The organism is Streptomyces sp. SAI-135 (assembly GCF_029893805.1).
Lineage (GTDB): Bacteria > Actinomycetota > Actinomycetes > Streptomycetales > Streptomycetaceae > Streptomyces.
Map to the genome: position 1 here is coordinate 5999196 of NZ_JARXYP010000002.1, position 22036 is coordinate 6021231.

Genomic DNA, 22036 nt, shown 5'->3' on the forward strand with positions numbered 1-22036 from the left:
GATAACCCTCTGACCAGCAGGTTTCGGAGGAACGTGGGGCGGCTGCGGGCTACGAGCAGACGGTCCCGGCCGCCGGTGTCCTCCCGTTGAGGAGATAGCCGTTCACCGCGTCCTGGACACACTTGTTCTTGCTGTCGTACGCCCCGTGCCCCTGCCCCTTGTAGGTCAGCTCGACGCCGACGCCCGCACCGAGGGCCTGCACCATCTTCCGGGCGCCCTCGTACGGGGTCGCCGGGTCCCCGGTGTTGCCCACGACCAGGATCGGCGCCGAGCCGGGGGCGCTCACGTCGGGATGGTCGGCGGCTCCCGCCACGGCCCAGTCTGTGCAGGTCACCATCGACCAGGCCATGAAGTCGCCGAACAGCGGGGAGGCGGCACGGAACTCGGGCAGCTTCCGCTCGACCTGGGCGGCGGTGTACCGGGGCTTGTCGTCGGCGCAGTTGATGGAGATGTTGGCCGCGGCGATGTTGCTGTACTCGCCGTTCTCGCTGCGCCCGTTCAGCGAGTCGGACAGCAGCATCAGCACCCTGCCGTCACCGTCGTACGCCTGCTCCAGGCCCTCGGTCAGGTACTCCCAGAAGTCCTTCGAGTACAGGGCCTGGGCGATGCCGTTGGTCGCGGCGGACTGGGTCAGCACCCGCTGCCCGAGGCCGGGGATCGGATTCCGGTCGAGGTCGGCCAGCAGCTTCGCAATGCGGTCCCTGACGTCCTGCGCGGTGTCGCCGACAGGGCAGTCAGGCTGTGAGGTGCAGTCCTCGGCGAAGTTGTCGAGCGCGAGCTGGAAGCCCTTGGCCTGTCCGAGCGCACCCTGCTCGCTGTCCTGCGTCGGATCGACGACCGCGTCGAAGACCGCGCGCCCCACGCGCTTCGGGAACAGGTGGGCGTAGACCCCGCCGAGTTCGGTGCCGTACGAGATGCCGAAGTAGTACAGCTTGTCGTCACCGAGGACCTGGCGCATCAGGTCCATGTCGCGGGCCGCGTCGGTCGTGCGCACATGCGGGAGCATCTTCTCGGAGTTCTCCTCGCAGGCCGCGTTGAACTCCTTGGTGTCGTCCAGCAGCGTGGCGCGTTCGGCGGAGTCGTCCGGGGTCGCGTCCTGCTGGAAGTACACGTCCAGCTGAAGGTCGTTCAGGCACTCCACCGGGGCACTGCGGCCGACCCCGCGGGGGTCGAAGCTCACCAGGTCGTAGCGGGTGCGCAGGTGCGCGTAGTCCGGGCCGAAGGCAGGCAGTGTGGTGACGCCCGAGCCGCCGGGGCCGCCGAAGTTGAAGACGAGGGAGCCGATGCGCTTGTCCTCGGCGCCACTGGTCCTGGCCCGGATCAGCGCGAGGTCGATCGTGTCGCCCTTGGGCTCGGCCCAGTCGAGGGGGGCCTTGAGGGTGGCGCACTGCCACTCGTCGCCGCCCGGCAGCGGTGAGGGGGCCTCGCCGCCGCCCTCGGCCCGGGAGGGGGCCGGGCAGTCCTTCCAGTTCAGCTTCTGCGCCGACAGGTCCTCGTTCTCGGAGCCGTCCCCGCAGCCCGCCAGCGCTGAGGCCAGCAGCAGGGCGGTGGCGGCCAGGGCGGCGACGCGCGGTCGAGGAGGATTCGGCATGAACCCATCCTGCGCTCGCCCGCGCGGGGCCGCGCGGAGCAGGAGCCGTAAGAGGTACCTGTTCCGGCTGGAGCGGAAGGGGCTAGAGGGCGCCCTTGCGGGACAGCTGGTTGAAGGCCAGCCAGCCCGGCAGCACGGGCAGCCAGAGCGTCAGCAGCCGGAAGAGCAGAACGGCCGGTGCGGCGACCTCCTTGGGGAGGCCCACGGCGATCAGACCGACCGTCAAGGTGGCCTCCACGGCGCCGACGCCACCCGGTGTCGGGGCGGCCGAACCGAGTGCGTTGCCGGCCAGGAAGACGACGGCGACGCTGGCGATGCTGAGCGAGGTGCCCTCGCTGCCGAAGGCGCGGATGGAGGCGTCCAGGCACATCACGAAGCAGGCCGTCAGCAGCAGCATGCCGCCGATGCCGGTGATCAGCTTCTGCGGCCGCTGGAGCACGTCCAGCATGCGCGGTACGACCCCCGCGAACAGCGACCTCACGCGCGTGACGACGAACTTCCTGAGGAACGGCACCGAGGTGACCACCAGCACGAGCACCGCCACCGTCAGCAGACCCGCGATGACGGTCCGGGACGGCGACAGGGACGGCGTCTTCTCGGTGCCCGTCAGATAGCCGAAGGACAGCAGCATCAGGATGTGGCAGCCGAGCCCGAAGAGCTGCGAGGCCCCGACGCTGGCCACCGCGAGCCCGGGACGCACTCCCTGGCGTTGCAGGAAGCGGGTGTTGAGCGCCACACCGCCGACCGCGGCCGGCGCGACGATCTTCACGAAGGAGCCGGCGACCTGGGCCGCGACCGTCCGCAGGAACCCCACCCGCTCGGGCACGAAGCCCAGCAGCGCCATGGCGGCGGCGAAGTAGCTGCCCGCCGAGAACAGCACGGCGGCGGCGACCCAGCCCCACTCGGCGTTCTCGATGAGCGGCCCGAACTCGATGTGGGTGAGCTGCGTCAGCAGGAAGTACGCGCCGATGGCACCCGCGATGAAGCTGATCAGCGTGCGTGGCTTCACCCGCTCCAGACGGGCCGGTTCGACCGGAGCCTGCGGCCTGATCAGCAGCACCTGGTGGCGGATCTGCGTCAGCAGGTCCTCCTCGCGCGCCTCCTCGATGGCCTCGTCGATGGCCCGCTTCTCCGCCCGGGCCTCCGCCTTGACGGTCTTCTTGTCGGGCTTCTCGAGTACGGGCCTGGCGTCCGCCGGCGCTTCCTCCAGCCGGGCCTGCTTGGCCTGCTGGGACGCCTCCAGGACGGCCTCGCGCTCCCGCTGGGCCCGCTCCCGGGCCAGTCTGCGCAGTGTCGCGCGCGTGGAGCGGGTCAGCGCGATGGGCTGGAGCATCGGCAGACAGTCGGCCACGGCGTCGGGGCCGAGGACGCTGACCGCCGAGGCCACCGCGCGTTCCGCGCCCGCGAGCAGTCCCAGGGTCGTCACCAGCTGGGCGACGTCCATGCGGAGGAGCAGGGTGCTGGCCGCGATCTCACCGCCGCGCAGGTCGGTAAGGATCACCGCGCCGGAACGATCCACCAAGATCGCGTCACCGGCGAGCCTGCGGTGCGCGATGCGCCGCGACTGCAGCGCCTGCACCTGACGCCAGGTGTTGCGCAGCAGTTCGTCGGTGATCTCCTCCTCGTCCAGCGACTCGAGCGTGCGCCCGCCGGTGTGCTCGTAGACGAGCATCACGGCGTCGGGGCCGAGTTCGGAGGTGGCGATCAGCTTGGGCGCGTTGGCGCCGGCCGCGATCGCCGCGTAGGCGAGCAGCGCCTCCTGCTCCAGCGCCTGCCTGAGCGACTGGAGGCTGCTGCGGGTGGCGAAGCCGCGCAGGGTGAGGTTGCGCCACACGCGGTAGAAGAACCCCTGTGCCTGCTGCTCCCGGTCCACCACCGTCACGTCCAGCGGCGGGCCGTCCTCCAGGGTGACGAAGTACCGTCGGCCGCGGTCGCCGTTCTCCGCGCTCTCCGAGGCCTCCTCACGGGCCGCGCTGACCGGGCGGAAGCCGACGGTCCTGAGGCCCGCGATCAGTGTCTGCCCGGTGGGCCGGACGTTGGGCGAGCCGACCGCGTACAGCGTGCCGTAGGCGACCGTCCAGCCGATCAGCACCGTCAGGATGATCGAGAACGGGGTGGTGTAGCCGGTGACGAGCATCGAGAACGCGTCGAGCATCAGCACGATCCACAGCACGGCCCGCCAGCGCGGCCTGCGGGACATGCCGACGGCCGTCATATAGGCGATGACGGGCGCCAGATAGCCGTGCACCGGGTCGGTGAGGGCGTGGATGTCACCGGGGGAGGGCTGGGTGAGCGCCTCCTGGATCGAGTTCGGGGCGGCCTTGGCCACCCACAGGTCGGTGGCGAGCGTCACACCGTGGGCCAGGACGGCGGCGAGCACACCGTCGGCGATCCGCAGTCCGTCGCGTTTGATCAGCCGTTCGATCGCGAACGCGACCGGGACCAGGAGGATCGCGATGCTGGAGGCGAGACCGGCGATCTTGATGAGCAGGTCGGGCGCCTGCCCGGTGCCCTTGTTGATGTCCTGTTCGAGGCCCGAGGTGGTCCCGTGCGCGAACGCGGCGATCGCGAGCAGCACCACCACGGCCAGCACGCCGACCAGCAGCCGCATCAGGTCGGAGGGCCGGTGCACGCGCGCGGGGAGCAGCGGTTCGTCGCTCTCGACCGCGTCGACGTGCACCTCTTCGGCGTCGGCGGTGTCCGGGCGCGACGAAGCGTCAGAGGTGCTCTCGGCGTCCTCCGGGTGCACACCCTGTGGCTTCATCGTCTCTTCTTGATCTCGTATCACCAGTCACCGCCCGCACGATGGTGGCATGCCCCACCGACACCCGGGGGTGTCAGGGTGCACATGCGGGGGCGCACAGTCTGCCGGAAGCGCCGTCCCCGGGCGAGGGATACGCACGGTCGCGAGCCCGTCACATTGTCGGTGGGGTGGGGCAGGATGGGGCGGATGAGCGAGCAGAGCCTTCCTCAGGACGCCCACCCGGAGTACGCGGACGCGCTGCCCGAGTACGCCGAGCGGGTCCTCGACGTCGCCGAACGCATTCCGCCCGGGCGCGTCATGACGTACGGCGACGTCGCCGAGTGGCTGGAGGAGGGCGGCCCCCGCCAGGTCGGCCGGGTCATGGCCCTGTACGGCGGAGCCGTCCCGTGGTGGCGTGTCGTCCGCGCGGACGGCGTCCTGCTGCCGGGGCACGAGCTGCGGGCGCTCGACCGCTACCGCGTCGAGGGCACGCCTCTGAAGGAGGCGAGCAGGGCCGCCGAGGGCCATCTGCCGCGTCTCGACATGAGACGTGCGCGCTGGGACGGCGGCGATCGGGCGGAGGGTCACACCTGACAGCTTCCGCCATCCCGGGGGCCCGGGAGCACCCTGGGGCCCGTACGGGGGAAACTCGGCACGTCTGTGGCATGCCGTACGTTCGTGGGGTGAGGGACGTACGGGTCGCGAGCGTCGCGTGGGCCCCATGGGTCCCGCGGGAAGGAGCGGAAGCCCTGCTTCCACACTCGGCCTCGGCGTAGCGTCGGCTGCACCCGTCCCCCTCATCCCCCGTCCACCGCCCTCCACGCGCGGCGGGCCGACCGACAGCACACCCACCAGGACCGGCGAACCACGTGAGCTCCTCTTCCTCCACCAGGCGTCTGTCGCACTCCCAGGTGCGACAGGGGGCCCGTGGCGCTTATCGACTGGTGCGTACCCCACCGGCCCGCGTGGCTCCCCCTCGTCTTGACGCCGCACAGCGCGCCGTGGTTGAGCACGAACACGGTCCTTTGCTCGTTCTCGCAGGTCCGGGCACCGGGAAGACCACCACGCTCGTCGAGTCGGTGGCCTCACGAATCGCCCGTGGAGGGGACCCCGCACGCGTGCTCGTGCTGACGTTCAGCCGCAAGGCCGCCGTCGAACTGCGCGACCGCATGGCGCTGCGCACAGGGGCGGCACGAGCTCCGCAGGCGACGACCTTCCACTCGTTCTGCTACGCCCTGGTCCGCGCCCACCAGGACAGCGACCTGTTCGTGGAGCCGCTGCGGCTGCTGTCGGGACCCGAGCAGGACGTCACCGTGCGCGAACTCCTCGCCGGCCAGCCCGACCTGGAGAGGCTCGGCCTCGCGCACGTGCGCTGGCCGGACGACCTGCGCGCCTGCCTGACCACCCGCGGTTTCGCCGACGAGGTCCGCGCGGTCCTCGCCCGCAGCCGCGAACTGGGACTCGGCCCCGGTGCCCTGGACGCCTTCGCCCGCCGCATCGGCCGCCCGGACTGGCGGGCCGCGGCCGCCTTCCTCGCCGAGTACCTCGACGTCCTCGACCTCCAGGGCGTCCTCGACTACGCCGAACTCGTCCACCGCGCGGTGCTCCTCGCCCGCCGCCCCGAGGTCGCCGAGCGCCTCGCCGCCCAGTACGACGCCGTGTTCGTCGACGAGTACCAGGACACCGATCCGGCGCAGGTACGGCTGCTGCAGGCCCTCGCCGGCGGCGGCCGCACCCTCGTCGCCTTCGGCGACCCCGACCAGTCGATCTACGCGTTCCGGGGCGCGGACGTGAACGGCATCCTCGACTTCCCGTACGCCTTCCCGCGCGCGGACGGCCGGCCGGCTCCCGTGGAGGTCCTGCGCACCTCCCGCCGCTCCGGCGCCGACCTGCTGGCCGCGACCCGCCTGGTGACCCAGCGCATGCCCCTGACCCGGCTGCCGGCGGAGAAGGTCCGCGCCCACCGCGAACTCGCCCCCGTCCGTGAGGGCGGGCGCGTCGAGGTCTTCACCTACCCGACCCCCGGCACCGAGCTCGACAACATCGCGGACATCCTGCGCAGGGCACACCTGGAGGACGGCGTCCCGTGGGGCGAGATGGCCGTCCTGGTCCGTGCCGGCTCGCGCACGATCCCCACGGTGCGCCGCGCGCTCACCGCGGCCGGCGTCCCCCTCGACATCGACGGCGACGACCTGCCCCTGCGCCACGAACCGGCGGTGGCGCCACTGCTGACGGCCCTCAGGGCGGTGGCTATGGCGGAGGCGGCGGGGAGTGCCGTACGGCGTGAGGAGGCACGGTCGGACGAGGAAGGTGCCTCCGGGGCGCGGTCGGCGGACGAGGAGTCCGTACCTCAAGCGTCCGCACCTGAGGAGTCCGTACCTGAGGAGTCGCCGTCGGATGCCGAGGCCCCGCCGTCGGCGCTCTCCTGGCTCGACACCGAGACCGCTCTCACCCTCCTCGCCTCCCCCCTCGCCGGAATGGACGCCGCCGACCTGCGTCGCCTCGGGCGGGCCCTGCGGGACGAGGAGCGGGCCGCGGGCAACGCCCTGCCGCCGCCCTCCGACGTGCTGCTCGCGCGGGCCCTCGCCGAGCCCGAACGGCTGGCCGTGCACGACCCCGCGTACGCGCGTGGAGCCCAGCGGCTCGGCGCGCTGCTCGGCAAGGCCCGTGAACGCCTTGCGAAGGGCGGCAGTGCCGAGGAGGCGCTGTGGGACCTGTGGGAGGGCACACCCTGGCCGGGGCGGCTGGAGCGGGCCGCCCGGCGCGGCGGGGCCGCGGGGCGCAACGCGGACCGGGATCTCGACGCCGTGTGCGCGCTGTTCGCGACCGCCGCGCGCGCGGAGGAGCGCACCGGAGGGCGCGGCGCCCTGAACTTCCTGGAGGAGATCGACGCCGAGGACATCGCCGCCGACACCCTCACCCGGCGTGCCGTACGCCCCGACGCCGTCCGCCTGATGACCGCGCACCGCTCCAAGGGGCTGGAGTGGCGGCTGGTCGTCGTCGCGGGCGTCCAGGAGGGCCTGTGGCCGGACCTGCGCCGTCGTGGCTCCCTCCTGGAGGCCGACCGCATCGGCCGGGACGGACTCGCCGATCCGCTCACCCCGGGCGCGCTGCTCGCCGAGGAGCGCCGCCTGTTCTACGTGGCCGCCACGCGCGCGCGTGAGCGGCTCGTCGTCACCGCGGTGAAGGCACCCGCCGACGACGGCGACCAGCCCTCCCGCTTCCTGACCGAACTCGGCGTCGAACCCAAGGACGTGACCGGCCGCCCGCGGCGCCCCCTGTCGGTCGCCGCCCTGGTCGCCGAGCTCCGCGCCACCGTCGTCGACCCGCGTGTCTCCGACACCCTGAGGGAGGCCGCCGCCCGCCGGCTGGCCCGGCTCGCCGCACTCGCCGACGAGGACGGCCGCCCGCTCGTCCCCTCGGCCCACCCCTACCGCTGGTGGGGCATGTTCGAGCCGACCGAGTCCAAGGTGCCGCTGCGCAACCGGGACCAGCCCGTCGTGCTCTCCGGCAGCGCCCTCGACCAGCTCGCCAACACCTGCGCCCTGCAGTGGTTCCTGGGCCGCGAGGTGAAGGCCGACGCGCCCGCGACCGTCGCCCAGGGCTTCGGCAACGTCGTGCACGTCCTCGCCGACGAGGTCGCCTCCGGGCACACCCCCGCCGACCTCGACGTCCTCATGGAGCGCCTGGACTCCGTGTGGAACGCGCTCGCCTTCGACGCGCCCTGGAAGTCGGCGCAGGAGAAGGAGAACGCGCGCGTGGCGCTCGAACGCTTCCTCAAGTGGCACGTCATGGACCGCACCGGCCGGACACCGGTGGCCAGCGAACACGACTTCGACGTCACTCTCGAAGCCGGCGAGGTCGAGGTGCGCATCCGCGGCCAGATGGACCGCGTCGAGGCGGACGGCGAGGGCCGCGCGTACGTCGTCGACTTCAAGACCGGCAAGCAGCCGGTGAGTTCCGCCGAAGTGGAACGCCACCCGCAGCTCGCCGTCTACCAGCTCGCCGTCCGCGAGGGCGCCGTCGACGAGGCCTTCGACGGCGTACGGCCCGAGCCGGGCGGCGCCGAACTCGTCCAGCTGCGCCAGGGCGCCCCCAAAAGGGACGGCGGCGAAGCCCTCCCCAAGGTGCAGGCGCAGGAGCCGCTGGAAGGGGAATGGGTCGGCGACCTGCTCGCCACGGCCGCCGGCAAGGTCCTCGACGAACGGTTCACGCCGAGCGCGGGACAGCACTGCTCCCACTGCGCGTTCCGGGCCTCGTGCAGCGTCCAGCCGGAGGGCCGGCATGTGGTGGAGTGAGGTGAGCATGCCGGTGTGATCAGTCGCACCACACGTGCTGACCTGCGCATCTTCGGGACCGGAGGGCGATTCGTCCTCCGCTGTCAGTGCACGCCGCTAGCCTCTGCGACATGCCCGCCCGTATCACCGATCCCGATCAGCTCAAGGAGCTCCTCGGCATCCCGTTCACCCCGGAGCAGACGGCCTGCATCATCGCGCCGCCCGCCCCGCAGGTGATCGTCGCCGGTGCCGGCTCGGGCAAGACGACGGTGATGGCGGCCCGCGTGGTCTGGCTGGTCGGCACCGGCCAGGTCGCCCCCGAACAGGTCCTCGGCCTCACCTTCACCAACAAGGCCGCCGGTGAACTCGCCGAGCGCGTCCGCAAGGCGCTCATCAAGGCGGGCGTCACCGACCCCGACGTCATCGACCCGGACAACCCGCCGGGCGAACCCGTGATCTCCACCTACCACGCCTTCGCGGGCCGCCTGCTGACCGACCACGGCCTGCGCATCGGCCTCGAACCGACCTCCCGCCTCCTCGCCGACGCCACCCGCTACCAGCTCGCCGCACGCGTGCTGCGCGAGGCCCCCGGCCCCTACCCGGCCCTGACCCGCTCCTTCGCCGACCTGGTCAGCGACCTCCTCGCCCTCGACGCCGAACTCGCCGAGCATCTGGTCCGCCCCGAGCGGCTGCGGGCCCACGACGCCGAGCTGCTGCTGACCCTCCAGGGCGCCAAGCTCACCAACGACGCCCTGCGCAAGGTCCCCGAGGCGGCCGCCGCCCGCCGTGAACTCGCCGACCTGGTCGTCCGCTACCGCGCCGCCAAACGCGAACGCGACCTGCTCGACTTCGGCGACCAGATCGCCCTGTCCGCACACCTCGCGGGGATCGAGGAGGTGGGCCGCGTCCTGCGCGACGAGTTCAGGGTGGTGCTGCTCGACGAGTACCAGGACACCTCGGTCGCCCAGCGCGTCCTGCTGGCGGGCCTGTTCGGCGGGGGCACCGGCCACCCGGTCACCGCCGTCGGCGACCCCTGCCAGGCCATCTACGGCTGGCGCGGAGCCTCCGTCGCCAACCTCGACGACTTCCCCGAGCACTTCGCCCACCCCGACGGCACCCCCGCCACTCGCCAGGCGCTCAGCGAGAACCGCCGCAGCGGCGGCCGCCTCCTCGACCTCGCCAACGGCCTCGCCGAACCCCTGCGCGCCATGCACGCGGGCGTGGAGGCCCTCCGCCCCGCCCCCGGCGCCGAACGCGACGGACTGGTGCGCTGCGCCCTCCTGCCCAGCCATGCCGAGGAGATCGACTGGCTCGCCGACTCCATCGCCCACCTCGTACGCACCGGCAAGGAACCCGGCGAGATCGCCGTCCTGTGCCGCACGGCGACCGACTTCGCCGAGATCCAGGGCGCGTTGGTCGAGCGGGACGTCCCGGTGGAGGTGGTCGGCCTGTCGGGCCTGCTGCACCTGCCCGAGGTCGCCGACCTGGTCTCCGTCTGCGAGGTCCTCCAGGATCCCGGCGCCAACGCCGCCCTGGTCCGTCTGCTGACCGGCCCGCGCTGGCGCATCGGCCCGCGCGACCTCGCCCTCCTCGGCAGGCGCGCCCGGCGACTGGTGTCCCACACACGCGTGGACGGCGACGACGACCCCGACCGCCGGCTCGCCGAGGCCGTCGAGGGGGTCGACCCGGCCGAGGTGATATCGCTCGCCGACGCCCTGGAGACCTTCCTGGAGACACCCCTCTACAGCGACGACGAGGACGACGACGGGCTGCCCTTCTCGCCGGACGCACGCGTGCGCTTCGCGCGTCTCGCCGCCGAACTGCGCGACCTGCGCCGCTCGCTCGCCGACCCCCTGATGGACGTCCTGCACCGCGTCCTCGCCGTCACCGGCCTGGAGGTCGAGCTGTCGGCGTCCCCGCACGCGCTGGCCGCCCGCCGCCGCGAGACCCTGTCCAACTTCCTCGACATCGCCGCCTCCTTCGCGGCCGGGGACAACGAGGCGACCCTGCTCGCCTTCCTCGGCTTCCTGCGCACCGCCGCCCAGTACGAGAAGGGCCTCGACAACGCCCTGCCCGGCGGCGAGAACACCGTCAAGGTGCTCACCGCGCACAAGTCGAAGGGCCTGGAGTGGGACGTCGTCGCCGTCCCCGGCCTGGTCACCGGCACCTTCCCGAGCAGCCAGGGACGCGAGAAGTGGACCGCCCAGGGCAAGGTGCTGCCGCACGCGCTGCGCGGCGACAGCGACACCCTCCCCGACATCGGCTCCTGGGACGCGCGCGGCATGAAGGCCTTCCACGAGGCGATGAAGGACCACCAGCACACCGAGGAACTCCGCCTCGGCTACGTCACCTTCACCCGGCCCCGCTCCCTCCTGCTCGGCTCCGGCCACTGGTGGGGGCCCACCCAGAAGAAGCCGCGGGGGCCGTCCGACTTCCTCCAGGCCCTGCACGACCACTGCGCGGCCGGCCACGGCGAGATCGAGGCGTGGGCCGACGAGCCCGCCGAGGACGAGGAGAACCCCGCGCTGCACAGCCGGACCGAGGACCAGGTCTGGCCCCTGCCCCTGGACGACCTGGCCCTCGCCCGACGCCGGGCGGCCGCCCAGACGGTCCTGGACCACCTGGAGGACCTGGCCGCCCACACGGACGCCCACCCCGCGGCCGTACACGACCCCGACACCTACGACGACCCGGACTGGCCCCCGCCGCCGGACGACGAGCCGCCGTACCCGGAGGAGCCCCCCTTCGAGGACGAGATGCCCGCAGAGGACGCCTCCGAGAACTGGGACACCTACGCGACGGACCGTCCGGCCGTCCCGCACCAGGCCACGGCCCCGGAGATCCCCACCGCCCCGGCCCGCCCCCACCCGGTGGAACGGGAACCCCTCACCCCCGAGGAAGCCCGCGCCATCGCCTCCTGGGACCGCGACCTCGACGCCCTCACCGGCGAACTCCTGCGCGCGCGGGAGGCCGTCACCGACGTCCCGCTGCCGGCGTCGCTCACCGCGTCCCAGGTGCTCCGCCTGGCCGCCGACCCGGACGGGCTCGCGCAGGAGCTCGCACGCCCCATGCCGCGCCCTCCGCAACCCGCCGCACGTCAGGGCACCCGCTTCCACGCCTGGGTCGAGGCCCGCTTCGAAGCCCTGACCCTGCCCCTGCTGGAGCCGGACGACCTGCCCGGCAGCGACGCCGAGATCGCCGACGAACGCGACCTGGAGTCCCTCAAGGACGCCTTCGAGCGCACCGAGTACGCCCACCGCACCCCCTACCGCCTGGAGACGCCCTTCCAGCTCGCCATCGCGGGCCGCGTGGTCCGCGGCCGTATCGACGCCGTGTACCGGCACACCGACGGGGACTCCACGACGTACGAGATCGTCGACTGGAAGACCGGCCGCACCCGCACCGCCGACCCTTTGCAGCTCGCCGTGTACCGGCTGGCCTGGGCCGAGAGGCAGGGTGTGCCTGTGGAATCGGTCACGGCGACGTTCCTGTACGTCCGCACCGGAGAGGTCGTGCGCCCCAGGAACCTGCCGGACCGGGCCGCCCTGGAGCGGCTGCTCAGCCCGGAATCGGCGGAGCGGCCGGACGGCTCCGGTCAAGCAAACTGTGAGGAACCGCCCAACGAGGATGTCGGCGCGGGCCGATAGGCTCATGACCATGAGCCAACCCGTTGACAGTGACGTCAGCGCCGTCCGTGCGTACATCGAGCAGCATCGCGCCGCCTTCCTCGACGACCTCGCCGAATGGCTGCGCATCCCGTCGGTCTCGGCCCAGCCCGACCACGCCCCCGACGTACGCCGCAGCGCGGACTGGCTCGCCGCCAAGCTGAAGGAGACCGGTTTCCCCACGACCGAGGTCTGGGAGACCGCGGGCGCGCCCGCGGTCTTCGCCGAGTGGCCCGCCGACGACCCCGCGGCGCCCACGGTCCTCGTCTACGGCCACCACGACGTACAGCCCGCCGCCCGCGAGGACGGATGGGACAGCGACCCCTTCGACCCCGTCGTCCGCGGCGACCGTCTGTACGCGCGCGGGGCCGCCGACGACAAGGGCCAGGTCTACTTCCACACCCTCGGTGTCCGCGCCCATCTCGCCGCCACCGGCCGCACTGCCCCGGCCGTGCACCTGAAGCTGCTCGTCGAGGGCGAGGAGGAGTCCGGCTCCCCGCACTTCCGCGCCCTCGTCGAGGAGCACGAGCGCAGGCTCGCCGCCGACGCCGTGATCGTCTCCGACACCGGCATGTGGGCCGAGGACACCCCCACCGTGTGCACCGGCATGCGCGGCCTCGCCGAGTGCGAGATCCGGTTCCACGGCCCCGACCAGGACATCCACTCCGGCTCCTTCGGCGGTGCCGTCCCCAACCCGGCCACGGCGGCCGCCCGCCTCGTCGCCGCCCTGCACGACGAGCACGCGCGCGTGGCGGTGCCCGGCTTCTACGACGGCATCGTCGAGCTGACCGACCGCGAACGTGCGCTCTTCGCCGAACTGCCCTTCGACGAGAAGCAGTGGCTGCGCACCGCCAAGTCGCACGCGACCCACGGAGAGAGCGGACACACCACCCTGGAGCGCGTCTGGGCCCGCCCCACGGCCGAGGTCAACGGCATCGGCGGCGGCTACCAGGGCCCCGGCAGCAAGACGATCGTCCCGGCCTCCGCCATGGTCAAGCTCTCCTTCCGGCTGGTCGCGGGCCAGGACCCCGACCACATCGAGAAGGCCGTCCGCGCCTGGGCCGCCGAACAGGTGCCCGCCGGGATCCGGCACGAGATCACCTTCGCCGCCGCCACGCGCCCGTGCCTGACCCCGCTGGACCACCCGGCCCTCCAGTCCGTCGTACGGGCCATGGGCCGCGCCTTCGGCAAGCCGGTCCGCTTCACCCGCGAGGGCGGCTCGGGTCCCGCGGCAGACCTCCAGGAGGTCCTCGGCGCCCCCGTGCTGTTCCTCGGCATCTCCGTCCCCTCCGACGGCTGGCACGCGCCGAACGAAAAGGTCGAACTCGATCTGCTGCTCAAGGGCGTCGAGACCACCGCGTACCTGTGGGGTGATCTCGCCGAGCACTGGAGCCATGCGCCCTGACCGCCCCGCGCCGCCCGGACCGGCAGCGCGCGCGGGGCACACTGAAAGGGCCCCGCACCGCGAAGCCCCGCCGGACGCAGTCGCCCCGCGCCGTACGTCCCGCCGAACCGCCCGCCGAAACAATCCGCTGCACCGGGGGAGTTGGAAGCACCCGTGACCACCTGGACCGACCACACCGCCGACCGTCCCGTCTCGCTCACCGCCCCCAGCGGCATCGACCGCGCCGCGCACCACCGGCTCGACGAGGCCTGGCTCGCGGCGGCGTGGAGCCACCCCACGACCCGCTGCTTCGTGGTTTCCGGCGGTCAGGTCCTCATCGACGAGACGGCGGACGGCCGCACCGAACTCGTCATGACTCCGTCCTTCGAGGCCCCGCTCACCGAGGCGCACCGCTACTTCCTCGGCATCGACGAGGACGGCGTCCGCTACTTCGCCCTGCAGAAGGACGCCCTGCCGGGCCGCATCGACCAGTCCGCGCGTCCCGCCGGGCTGCGCGAGGCCGGCCTGCTGCTGTCCGCGCGGGACGCGGGCCTGATGGTGCACGCGGTCGGTCTGGAGAACTGGCAGCGCACCCACCGCTTCTGCTCCCGCTGCGGCGAGCGCACCGTCATCGCCGCGGCCGGCCACATCCGCCGCTGCCCCGCCTGCGGCGCCGAGCACTACCCGCGCACCGACCCGGCCGTGATCATGGCCGTCACCGACGACGAGGACCGCATCCTGCTCGGCCGCCAGGTGCACTGGCCGGAGGGCCGCTTCTCGACCCTGGCCGGCTTCGTCGAACCGGGCGAGTCCATCGAGCAGTCGGTGCGGCGCGAGGTCTTCGAGGAGGCCGGCATCACCGTCGGCCCGGTCGAGTACGTCGCGAGCCAGCCCTGGCCGTTCCCCTCCAGCCTCATGCTCGGCTTCATGGCCCGCGCCACCTCCACCGACATCGACGTCGACGGCGACGAGATCCACGAAGCCCGCTGGTTCTCCCGCGACGACCTCCAGGCCGCCTTCGAGTCCGGCGAGGTCCTGCCGCCCTACGGCATCTCCATCGCGGCCCGCCTGATCGAGCTCTGGTACGGCAAGCCGCTGCCGACGAGGAGCTTCGTCTGAGAGGACGGCGACGCCATGAAGAAGGCGGTTCCCGAGCTGCCTCAGGAACCGCCTCCACAGCCGTGGGACCTACGCGCTGATCTTCTGCTTCACCTGCGCCAGCGACGGGTTCGTGAGCGTCGAACCGTCGGCGAACAGCACTGTGGGAACCGTCTGGTTCCCGCCGTTCGCCTGCTCCACGAAGGCCGCGGACGCCGGGTCCTGCTCGATGTTGATCTCGGTGTACGCGATGCCCTCGCGGTCCAGCTGCTTCTTCAGCCGCTGGCAGTAACCGCACCAGGTGGTGCTGTACATCGTCACAGTGCCCTGCATGTCTCGCGCGCTCCTTCGGTGACTCGGGGGAAGAGGTCCTCCGAGGCGGCAACGCACACGGCCGGGACGCCATTCCCGACCCGGGGTGCCCGGCCGGGTGACGCCTGCCGCATTAGTACGACTGCGGCTACCTGCCTGTGGACAACCGGCTCACCCGTCTCCGCCGACCTGGCAGCATGGCCATGTGACAGCAGCAACGCACTCCACGCTCTTCCCGCGCACACCGGACTCGGCCGACGCGGTGCTCGAAGGGCTCGACCCCGAACAGCGCGAGGTGGCCACCGCCCTGCACGGGCCGGTGTGCGTACTGGCGGGCGCCGGCACCGGCAAGACCCGGGCCATCACCCACCGCATCGCCTACGGGGTGCGGGCCGGAATCCTCCAGCCCTCCAGCGTGCTCGCCGTCACCTTCACCAACCGCGCCGCCGGGGAGATGCGCGGGCGGCTGCGCCAGCTGGGGGCCACGGGCGTCCAGGCGCGCACGTTCCACTCGGCGGCCCTGCGCCAGCTCCAGTACTTCTGGCCGAAAGCGGTCGGTGGCTCCATGCCCCGGCTCGTCGACCGCAAGATCCAGCTCGTCGCCGACGCGGCCGCCGCCTGCCGCATCCGCCTCGACCGGGGCGAGCTGCGGGACGTCACCGGCGAGATCGAGTGGTCCAAGGTCACCCAGACCGTGCCCTCCGACTACGCCCTCGCAGCCGCGAAGGGCCGGCCGTGAGACCCCGCGCGCCGCGGCCGAGATCGCCCAGCTCTACGCCGCCTACGAGGACCTCAAGCGCGACCGCGCCGTCATCGACTTCGAGGACGTCCTGCTGCTGACCGTCGCCATCCTGCAGGACCGGCACGACATCGCCGAACAGGTCCGCTCCCAGTACCAGCACTTCGTCGTCGACGAGTACCAGGACGTCAGCCCCCTCCAGCAGCGCCTGCTGGAGCTGTGGCTCGGGCAGCGCGACAGCCTGTGCGTCGTGGGTGACGCCAGCCAGACGATCTACTCGTTCACTGGCGCAACTCCCGACCATCTGCTCGACTTCCGCACCCGCCACCCCGGCGCCACCGTCGTCAAGCTGGTCCGCGACTACCGCTCCACCCCCCAGGTCGTCCATCTCGCCAACGGCCTACTCGCCCAGGCCCGCGGCCGCGCCGCCGACCACCGGCTGGAACTGATCTCCCAGCGCCGTCCCGGCCCCGAGCCCGTCTACACCGAGTACACCGACGAGCCCGCCGAGGCCGAGGGCGCCGCCCGGCGCATCCGGGAGCTCATGGACGCGGGCGTCCGGGCCAGCGAGATCGCCGTCCTGTTCCGCACCAACTCCCAGTCCGAGACCTACGAACAGGCCCTCGCCGACGCCGGAGTGCCCTACCAACTGCGCGGCGCCGAGCGGTTCTTCGACCGGCCCGAGGTGCGCAGGGCCCTCGTCAACCTCCGGGGCGCGGCCCGCTTCGGCGGCAACGACGCACAGCTGGACGACGTCGTCGACCTGCCCTCCCAGGTGCGTGCCGTGCTGTCGGGCGAGGGCTGGACCACCGAGCCGCCGGCCGGCTCCGGGGCGGTCAGGGAGCGCTGGGAATCGCTGGCCGCCCTGGTGAACCTCGCGCAGGACTTCGCCGCCGCCCGCCCCGGTGCCGGACTGAACGACCTGGTGGCCGAGCTCGACGAGCGGGTCAGTGCCCAGCACGCCCCCACCGTCGAGGGCGTCACCCTCGCCTCCCTGCACTCGGCCAAGGGCCTGGAATGGGATGCCGTGTTCCTGGTCGGTGTCGCCGAGGGCATGATGCCGATCACCTACGCGAAGACCGACGAGCAGATCGAGGAGGAGCGGCGGCTCCTCTACGTCGGCGTCACCCGCGCCCGCGAGCGACTCCATGTCTCCTGGTCGCTCTCCCGCTCGCCCGGCGGCCGCCCCAACCGCCGCCCCAGCCGCTTCCTCGACGGGCTGCGCCCCGGCTCCACCGCCACCACGGGACGGACCGCGGGCGGCGGTCCCGGAGGCGTCGAGCGCGGTTTCGCCGGTGCCGTCAGCGCCGCTCCCCGACGCACCCAGCGCACCCCGGCGCGCTGCCGGGTGTGCGGGCGCACGCTCACCGACGCGGGCGAGATGAAGCTGATGCGTTGCGAGGACTGCCCCTCCGACATGGACGAGGGGCTCTATGAGCGGCTGCGTGACTGGCGTGCCGTACAGGCCCAGCGCAGCGGACAGCCGGCCTTCTGTGTCTTCACGGACAAGACCCTGATGGCGATCGCCGAGGCCGTCCCCGACGACGAGCACCAGTTGGCGCGGATCCCGGGCGTCGGCGTGCGCAAGCTCAACCGCTACGGAGCCGATGTGCTGACCATCTGCGCAGGCCAGGAGATTGCGGAGGAAGAGGACGACGACTGATCCCAACTCGTCGAAAAAATAGTTTGCGCATGCCCCAGCAATCCCCATAGGTTCTTAGCCACGGGGACGGAGGCCTTCTCGGAGGCCCCGATTCCGTGTTCTACTTGCATTTCCGCCGGACAGCGGCTCGCACCGCCGTCCCCAGAGACGCCGAGAGGAGGCGATTGAAGTGATCAGCATCAACAGCACCAAGGCCATCAGCACCGCCAAAATGACCGATCGCTCGGTCGTCTCCGCGTGCATGCTCGGCGTTTCGAACCTGGGCACCGGTGTGTCCGGCATTCCTGCCGTGCGTCCGGCGTCCTCCATGTCTCTCGCGGTCCTTCCCGTCCGTGAGCGCAATGAGCGACCGACCAAGGCACTGGAAGCAGTAGTGGCACAGGCGCATGCCTATGCCTTTGCGGCGGCCGGTGCCGGATTCCGGAAGCAGACGACGCAGCACCACCTGATGTGGGCCTTCCGTGGGCCAGAACCCTGGAGTGATCCAGCCTGATCGCCGATCAGGCCGGCGCCTTCAGGGCCGCGGAACCCCATCCGGGATCCGCGGCCCTTCTGTTTTCCCCGAACGGGGAGAGCGGAGCGAAGGGGCCTCGGGACAAGAAAAGAACCCGGTACCAAGCGACTACCGGTCCCACAGGGCCGGACCGAACAGACGAGGAAGACGAAACCGTGCAACTCGAAGCGCACGCCCCGTCCGTACCGCCTTCCGAAACGATCCCCCCGCCCGGCCTCACGGAGGACTCCACCTTGATCCCGCTCACCGCGCTCACCGCGCTCGACGACGCCATCGAGAACCTCGGCGTACCCGTCCCCTGCCGTTCCTACGACCCGGAGGTCTTCTTCGCCGAGTCGCCGGCCGACGTCGAGTACGCCAAGTCCCTCTGCCGCACCTGCCCGCTGATGGAGGCCTGCCTCGCCGGCGCCAAGGAGCGGCGTGAGCCCTGGGGCGTCTGGGGTGGAGAGCTGTTCGTCCAGGGTGTCGTCGTCGCCCGGAAGCGGCCGCGTGGTCGCCCGCGCAAGAACCCGGTCACGGCATGAACACCGCAGGAACGATCGACCGCCCCCTCACGAACGACCCCACGAAGCAGGCCCCGATGAAGCCGTCCACCAGCGAGCCCGCCGGCTCCGCGATCCCAGACTTCACTTCCACCGACGCGAACGACTCGCGTCAGAACAGGACCCGAGAGATGCAACTCATCCCAGAAGCCCTGGCTCGCGCGCATATGCGCGACCGGCTGCATGAGGCCGAGCAGGAACGCCGGGCGATCCGCCTGGTGACCGCCCGCCGGATGCAGCGCCGGGCCGAGCGCGCCTCGCTGCGTGCTCGCCGTGCGCTCGCCATGGCCGTCATGCAGTAACACGACCCGGTAGTTCCCGCGGGGGTCGGTCCGTCCGAACGGACCGGCCCCCGCGGTGCGTTGTGCGGGCCGAACCGTCGGGTCGGACGTTATCGTCGCCGGGTGACAAGTCCTCCCGGAGACCACGGGCACGACGGAGACCACGGGCACGACGGAGGTCCCAGCGGCGGCGGCGAGACCGAGACGAAGCCGCCGCCCCTCGTCTGCGCCCGCTGCGGCACGCCGGCCGAGGGCCCACCGCCCACCTGGACCTGCTCCGTGGAGAACGGCGTCCGCCAGTACTTCTGCGACACCTGCTCCCGGGAGAACCTGCGGGCCATCGAGGGGCGGCTCGACTCGGCCTGGTGGTAGGCCGGGCCGACGTCGACCCGGCTCAGGCCTCCGCGGCCTCCTGCTCGTCCTCGTCCTCCTCCGGCAGGAACCCCGGCAGCCACTCCTCCAGCTCCTCACGCAGCCGGACCGTCGCACCCAGCTGGCACAGGACGCCGATGGTGCTCAGCGTGACCCGGTGGATCAGCAGGTACGCCGGGGGCAGGTTGAGCTGTTTGCCCAGCTGGTGGGCGGGGGAGCGGGGGTCGGCGATCCGGGCGGCCTGGCTGCGCATCCAGCCGCGGGTGAAGGTGAACTCGTCGACCTCGGCCGGTTCGATGATGGGCAGGAGGTAGTCGAGGACGGCGTCCGGCTCCAGCTCTATGGACTCCTTGACGAAGCCCTCCGTGCAGAGCAGCTCGTAGACCGCCTCCGCCTCGCCGTCCAGCGTCATGCTCAGGCAGGTGCCGATGGTGTCCGGAAGACCGCCCGGGAGCCGGTCGACCGTGCCGAAGTCCAGGACGCCCAGACGCCAGTCGTCCTCGCCGTCCGGTCCGCCGGGCAGGAGCCGGAAGTTGCCCGGGTGCGGGTCGGCGTGCAGCAGGCCGGTGCGGGCGGGGCCGGAGAACAGGAACCGGGCCAGGAGCTGCCCGGCGCGGTCGCGCTGCTCCTGGGTGCCGTCGGAGATCACCTCCGACAGGGGCACCCCGTCGATCCACTCGGTGATCAGGACCTGGTCGCTCTGGTGGACCACGGCCGGCACCACGACGTCCGGATCGTCCGCGAACTCCTCGGCATGGGCCTGCTGGGCCTGTGCCTCCAGGCCGTAGTCGAGCTCCTCCGAGACCCGGTCGCGCAGCTCGGTGATCAGGGGCTTGATGTCGATGCCGGGGACCAGGGGCCCCAACAGGCGGGCGAACCGCCCCAGTTGGTTCAGGTCGGACAGCAGGGCCTCACCGGCCCCCGGGTACTGGACCTTGACCGCCACCTCGCGCCCGTCGTGCCACACGGCCCGGTGCACTTGGCCGATCGACGCCGCGGCGGAGGGCTTGTCGTCGAACTCGGCGAACAGCTCCTGCCAGTCCTCGCCCAGCCGCTCCTCCAGCACCGTGTGCACGGTGCGGGTCGGCATCGGTGGCGCCGCTTCCTGGAGCTTGGTCAGGGCCGCGCGGTACGGACCCGCGACCTCCTCGGGGAGCGCCGACTCGAAGACGGACAGGGCCTGGCCGAACTTCATGGCCCCGCCCTTCAGCTCCCCGAGCACCTTGAACAACTGGTCCGCGGTGCGCTGCTGCAGCTCGCGGCCGACGATCTCCGCGGACTCGCCCACGATCCGCTTGCCGAGTCCCCAGGTGGCCCGCCCGGCGAAGCCGAGCGGGAGCGCGGCGAGCTTGGCGGTCCGGGTGACCGCCTTCCGGGGAAGATCAGACATGCGCCCTCCAGGTCCCAGCCGGCCGTGGCGCGGTTGCCTCGCGGCACAACTCCTCCGACGACCGTTGCTCCGACATTGTCTCGTGCGCAGCCTCCTCCTTGGAGGTGTGTTCTCCCTTACCTTTCTCCGCGGCCCCGCACGGGCATGCCGGATGCGGCAGGACCGGGCGCGCGTGCCAGGTCAGACCGGGCAGCGAGACCTCCCAGCGGGCGCCCGCGCCGGACGGGACCCGCCCGTCCAGGAAGGCCAGGGCGTGCGCGGCCGCGAGGCCGGCGACCGTCATGGCCAGGGCCAGGTCGCAAGGGCGTGCCGGAAGCCTTCTGCTGCCCGAGCGCCACTGGGCCACCAGCCTGGGCCAGGCCGGGTCGCGGTCGGCCCGCGTCTCGTGGAGACAGCCGGCGCAGCCCGTCTCGCCCGGCAGGACGAGGGGGCCGACCACTCCCGTCGCCTCGACCACACCGGCGTACAGATGAGGGGTGCCGGAGCGGACGAGGGGCTCGCCGGCGGCCGGGGCGGGCGCGTGGACGTCGACGTCGTCCCGCGGGGCGAGGACGACCAGGGAGAACCCGGGGTCGTCCGCCGTCACCGAGGCCCGGGAGCCCTGACGCGGTGGCCGTCCCGGAGCCGCCGCGGAGACCGCCCGGCGGGCGGCGAGGTCCCTGCGGTCGCCGACGGCGGCCGCGGGCAGCCCGCCCGGGGCGACGTCCCCCGGCTCGACCAGGCCGCCGTCCCGCACGTCGACCTCTCCGACACCGGCCCCCGAGAGCAGCGCGGCCAGCGCCACGCCCACCCGGCCGGCCCCTCTGACCTGCACCCGCAGTGCGCGGCGGGCCGCCAGGAGTCGCATCGCGTCACCCGGTTCCGAGGTGGTCAGCGAGAGGGACGCCAGGTCGGGTGCCAGCCGGTCGAGGACCTTCTTGTTCTCCCGCAGCGCGTCCGCGGCCGGCCCGCCGCCCCTCGCGTCGTCGACGAGCCCGGCCCGCGCCAGCCGTCCCACCAGCGTGTCGACATGGCCGTCGGGCAGATCCATACGGCGGGCCTCCTCCCGCAGCAGCGGCAGGCCGCGCGTGCCGTTGAGCAGGTCGAGGAAGCTGCCCGTCGCCGTGTCGACCGGGCCCAGCGTCAGCGCGTGCGCCGGGGTCATCCCGAACTGCACGGTGTTGAGGTCGCGCCAGCCGCGCCGGAACGCGGGCTTCATCCGCGGAACCATGGTGTGCGCGTGCGGAACCACTGCTTGCATGACAGGCCCCCGTAGCCCTCGTAGAACGTCCCCGTCCGCCGCCGGAGCCCGGGCGACGGTCGGTCGCGGCCGTGGCGGCGATGCCAGCATGCCCCGAGCCGCGGGACGGGTGCCGAAAGTTGTCCACAGGTGAGGAGTATTCGTCGTACAAATCGGACGCATGGCGGGCGATCGGAACCGAACCGTCCCGGAGTCGGGACTTCCCCCAGGTGCAGCGGGTAACGT

Annotated in this window: 14 protein-coding genes and 1 pseudogene; 10 read left to right on the forward strand and 5 right to left on the reverse strand. The window is 72.4% G+C overall.

The genetic code is table 11. The annotated features are described in order from the left end of the window. Window positions 1-49: 49 nt before the first annotated feature. Both M2163_RS31810 and M2163_RS31815 read right to left on the reverse strand, forming a co-directional pair. Entirely contained in the window at window positions 50-1591 is a 1542-nt protein-coding gene (locus M2163_RS31810; RefSeq protein WP_280895694.1) for an alpha/beta hydrolase, read from the reverse strand. Between the two features lie 82 nt (window positions 1592-1673). Then, entirely contained in the window at window positions 1674-4355 is a 2682-nt protein-coding gene (locus M2163_RS31815; RefSeq protein ID WP_280895695.1) for a flippase-like domain-containing protein, read from the reverse strand. A gap of 186 nt (window positions 4356-4541) precedes the next feature. On the opposite strand from M2163_RS31815, the gene M2163_RS31820 reads away from it, so the two are divergent. The 5 genes from M2163_RS31820 to nudC all read left to right on the forward strand — a co-directional run bounded on the left by M2163_RS31820 (window position 4542) and on the right by nudC (window position 14779). Then, window positions 4542-4928 carry an MGMT family protein gene (locus M2163_RS31820; protein WP_037719782.1) on the forward strand — a complete coding sequence of 129 codons (387 nt, stop codon included), beginning with the start codon at window positions 4542-4544 and terminating at the stop codon, window positions 4926-4928. 275 nt (window positions 4929-5203) lie between these two features. Next, window positions 5204-8632, forward strand: coding sequence for an ATP-dependent DNA helicase (locus tag M2163_RS31825; RefSeq protein ID WP_280895696.1), 3429 nt, complete (start codon window positions 5204-5206; stop codon window positions 8630-8632). 110 nt (window positions 8633-8742) lie between these two features. After that, window positions 8743-12258 carry an ATP-dependent DNA helicase gene (locus tag M2163_RS31830; protein ID WP_280895697.1) on the forward strand — a complete coding sequence of 1172 codons (3516 nt, stop codon included), beginning with the start codon at window positions 8743-8745 and terminating at the stop codon, window positions 12256-12258. 4 nt (window positions 12259-12262) lie between these two features. Further along, window positions 12263-13681 carry a dipeptidase gene (locus M2163_RS31835; protein WP_280849452.1) on the forward strand — a complete coding sequence of 473 codons (1419 nt, stop codon included), beginning with the start codon at window positions 12263-12265 and terminating at the stop codon, window positions 13679-13681. A gap of 153 nt (window positions 13682-13834) precedes the next feature. Beyond that, window positions 13835-14779 carry an NAD(+) diphosphatase gene (gene nudC / locus M2163_RS31840; RefSeq protein ID WP_280849451.1) on the forward strand — a complete coding sequence of 315 codons (945 nt, stop codon included), beginning with the start codon at window positions 13835-13837 and terminating at the stop codon, window positions 14777-14779. Window positions 14780-14848: 69 nt separating this feature from the next. Here the strand turns inward: nudC and M2163_RS31845 are convergent, their stop codons facing one another. Beyond that, a complete protein-coding gene (locus M2163_RS31845; protein WP_280849450.1) occupies window positions 14849-15091 on the reverse strand; it encodes a mycoredoxin in 243 nt (80 codons plus the stop codon). Between the two features lie 184 nt (window positions 15092-15275). Between M2163_RS31845 and M2163_RS31850 the strand changes: the two are divergent. From M2163_RS31850 to M2163_RS31870, 5 genes and pseudogenes are all read left to right on the forward strand, one after another. After that, window positions 15276-17472: pseudogene (locus M2163_RS31850) on the forward strand (ATP-dependent DNA helicase UvrD2). 169 nt (window positions 17473-17641) lie between these two features. Then, window positions 17642-17965 carry a hypothetical protein gene (locus M2163_RS31855; RefSeq protein WP_280849448.1) on the forward strand — a complete coding sequence of 108 codons (324 nt, stop codon included), beginning with the start codon at window positions 17642-17644 and terminating at the stop codon, window positions 17963-17965. Between the two features lie 176 nt (window positions 17966-18141). Continuing rightward, window positions 18142-18510, forward strand: a complete 369-nt coding sequence (locus M2163_RS31860; RefSeq protein ID WP_020119791.1) for a WhiB family transcriptional regulator — start codon at window positions 18142-18144, stop codon at window positions 18508-18510. Further along, window positions 18507-18830, forward strand: a complete 324-nt coding sequence (locus M2163_RS31865) for a hypothetical protein (RefSeq protein WP_280849447.1) — start codon at window positions 18507-18509, stop codon at window positions 18828-18830. Before M2163_RS31860 ends, M2163_RS31865 begins: the two co-directional genes overlap by 4 nt. A gap of 102 nt (window positions 18831-18932) precedes the next feature. Further along, on the forward strand, window positions 18933-19181 hold the full coding sequence (locus M2163_RS31870) for a hypothetical protein (protein WP_280849446.1): 249 nt from the start codon (window positions 18933-18935) through the stop codon (window positions 19179-19181). A gap of 22 nt (window positions 19182-19203) precedes the next feature. Here the strand turns inward: M2163_RS31870 and M2163_RS31875 are convergent, their stop codons facing one another. Next, window positions 19204-20571 carry an AarF/ABC1/UbiB kinase family protein gene (locus M2163_RS31875; protein ID WP_280849445.1) on the reverse strand — a complete coding sequence of 456 codons (1368 nt, stop codon included), beginning with the start codon at window positions 20569-20571 and terminating at the stop codon, window positions 19204-19206. Next, window positions 20564-21781 (reverse strand): TOMM precursor leader peptide-binding protein, encoded by a 1218-nt coding sequence (locus tag M2163_RS31880; RefSeq protein ID WP_280854098.1) that lies wholly within the window; start codon window positions 21779-21781, stop codon window positions 20564-20566. Before M2163_RS31880 ends, M2163_RS31875 begins: the two co-directional genes overlap by 8 nt. Between the last annotated feature and the right edge of the window lie 255 nt (window positions 21782-22036).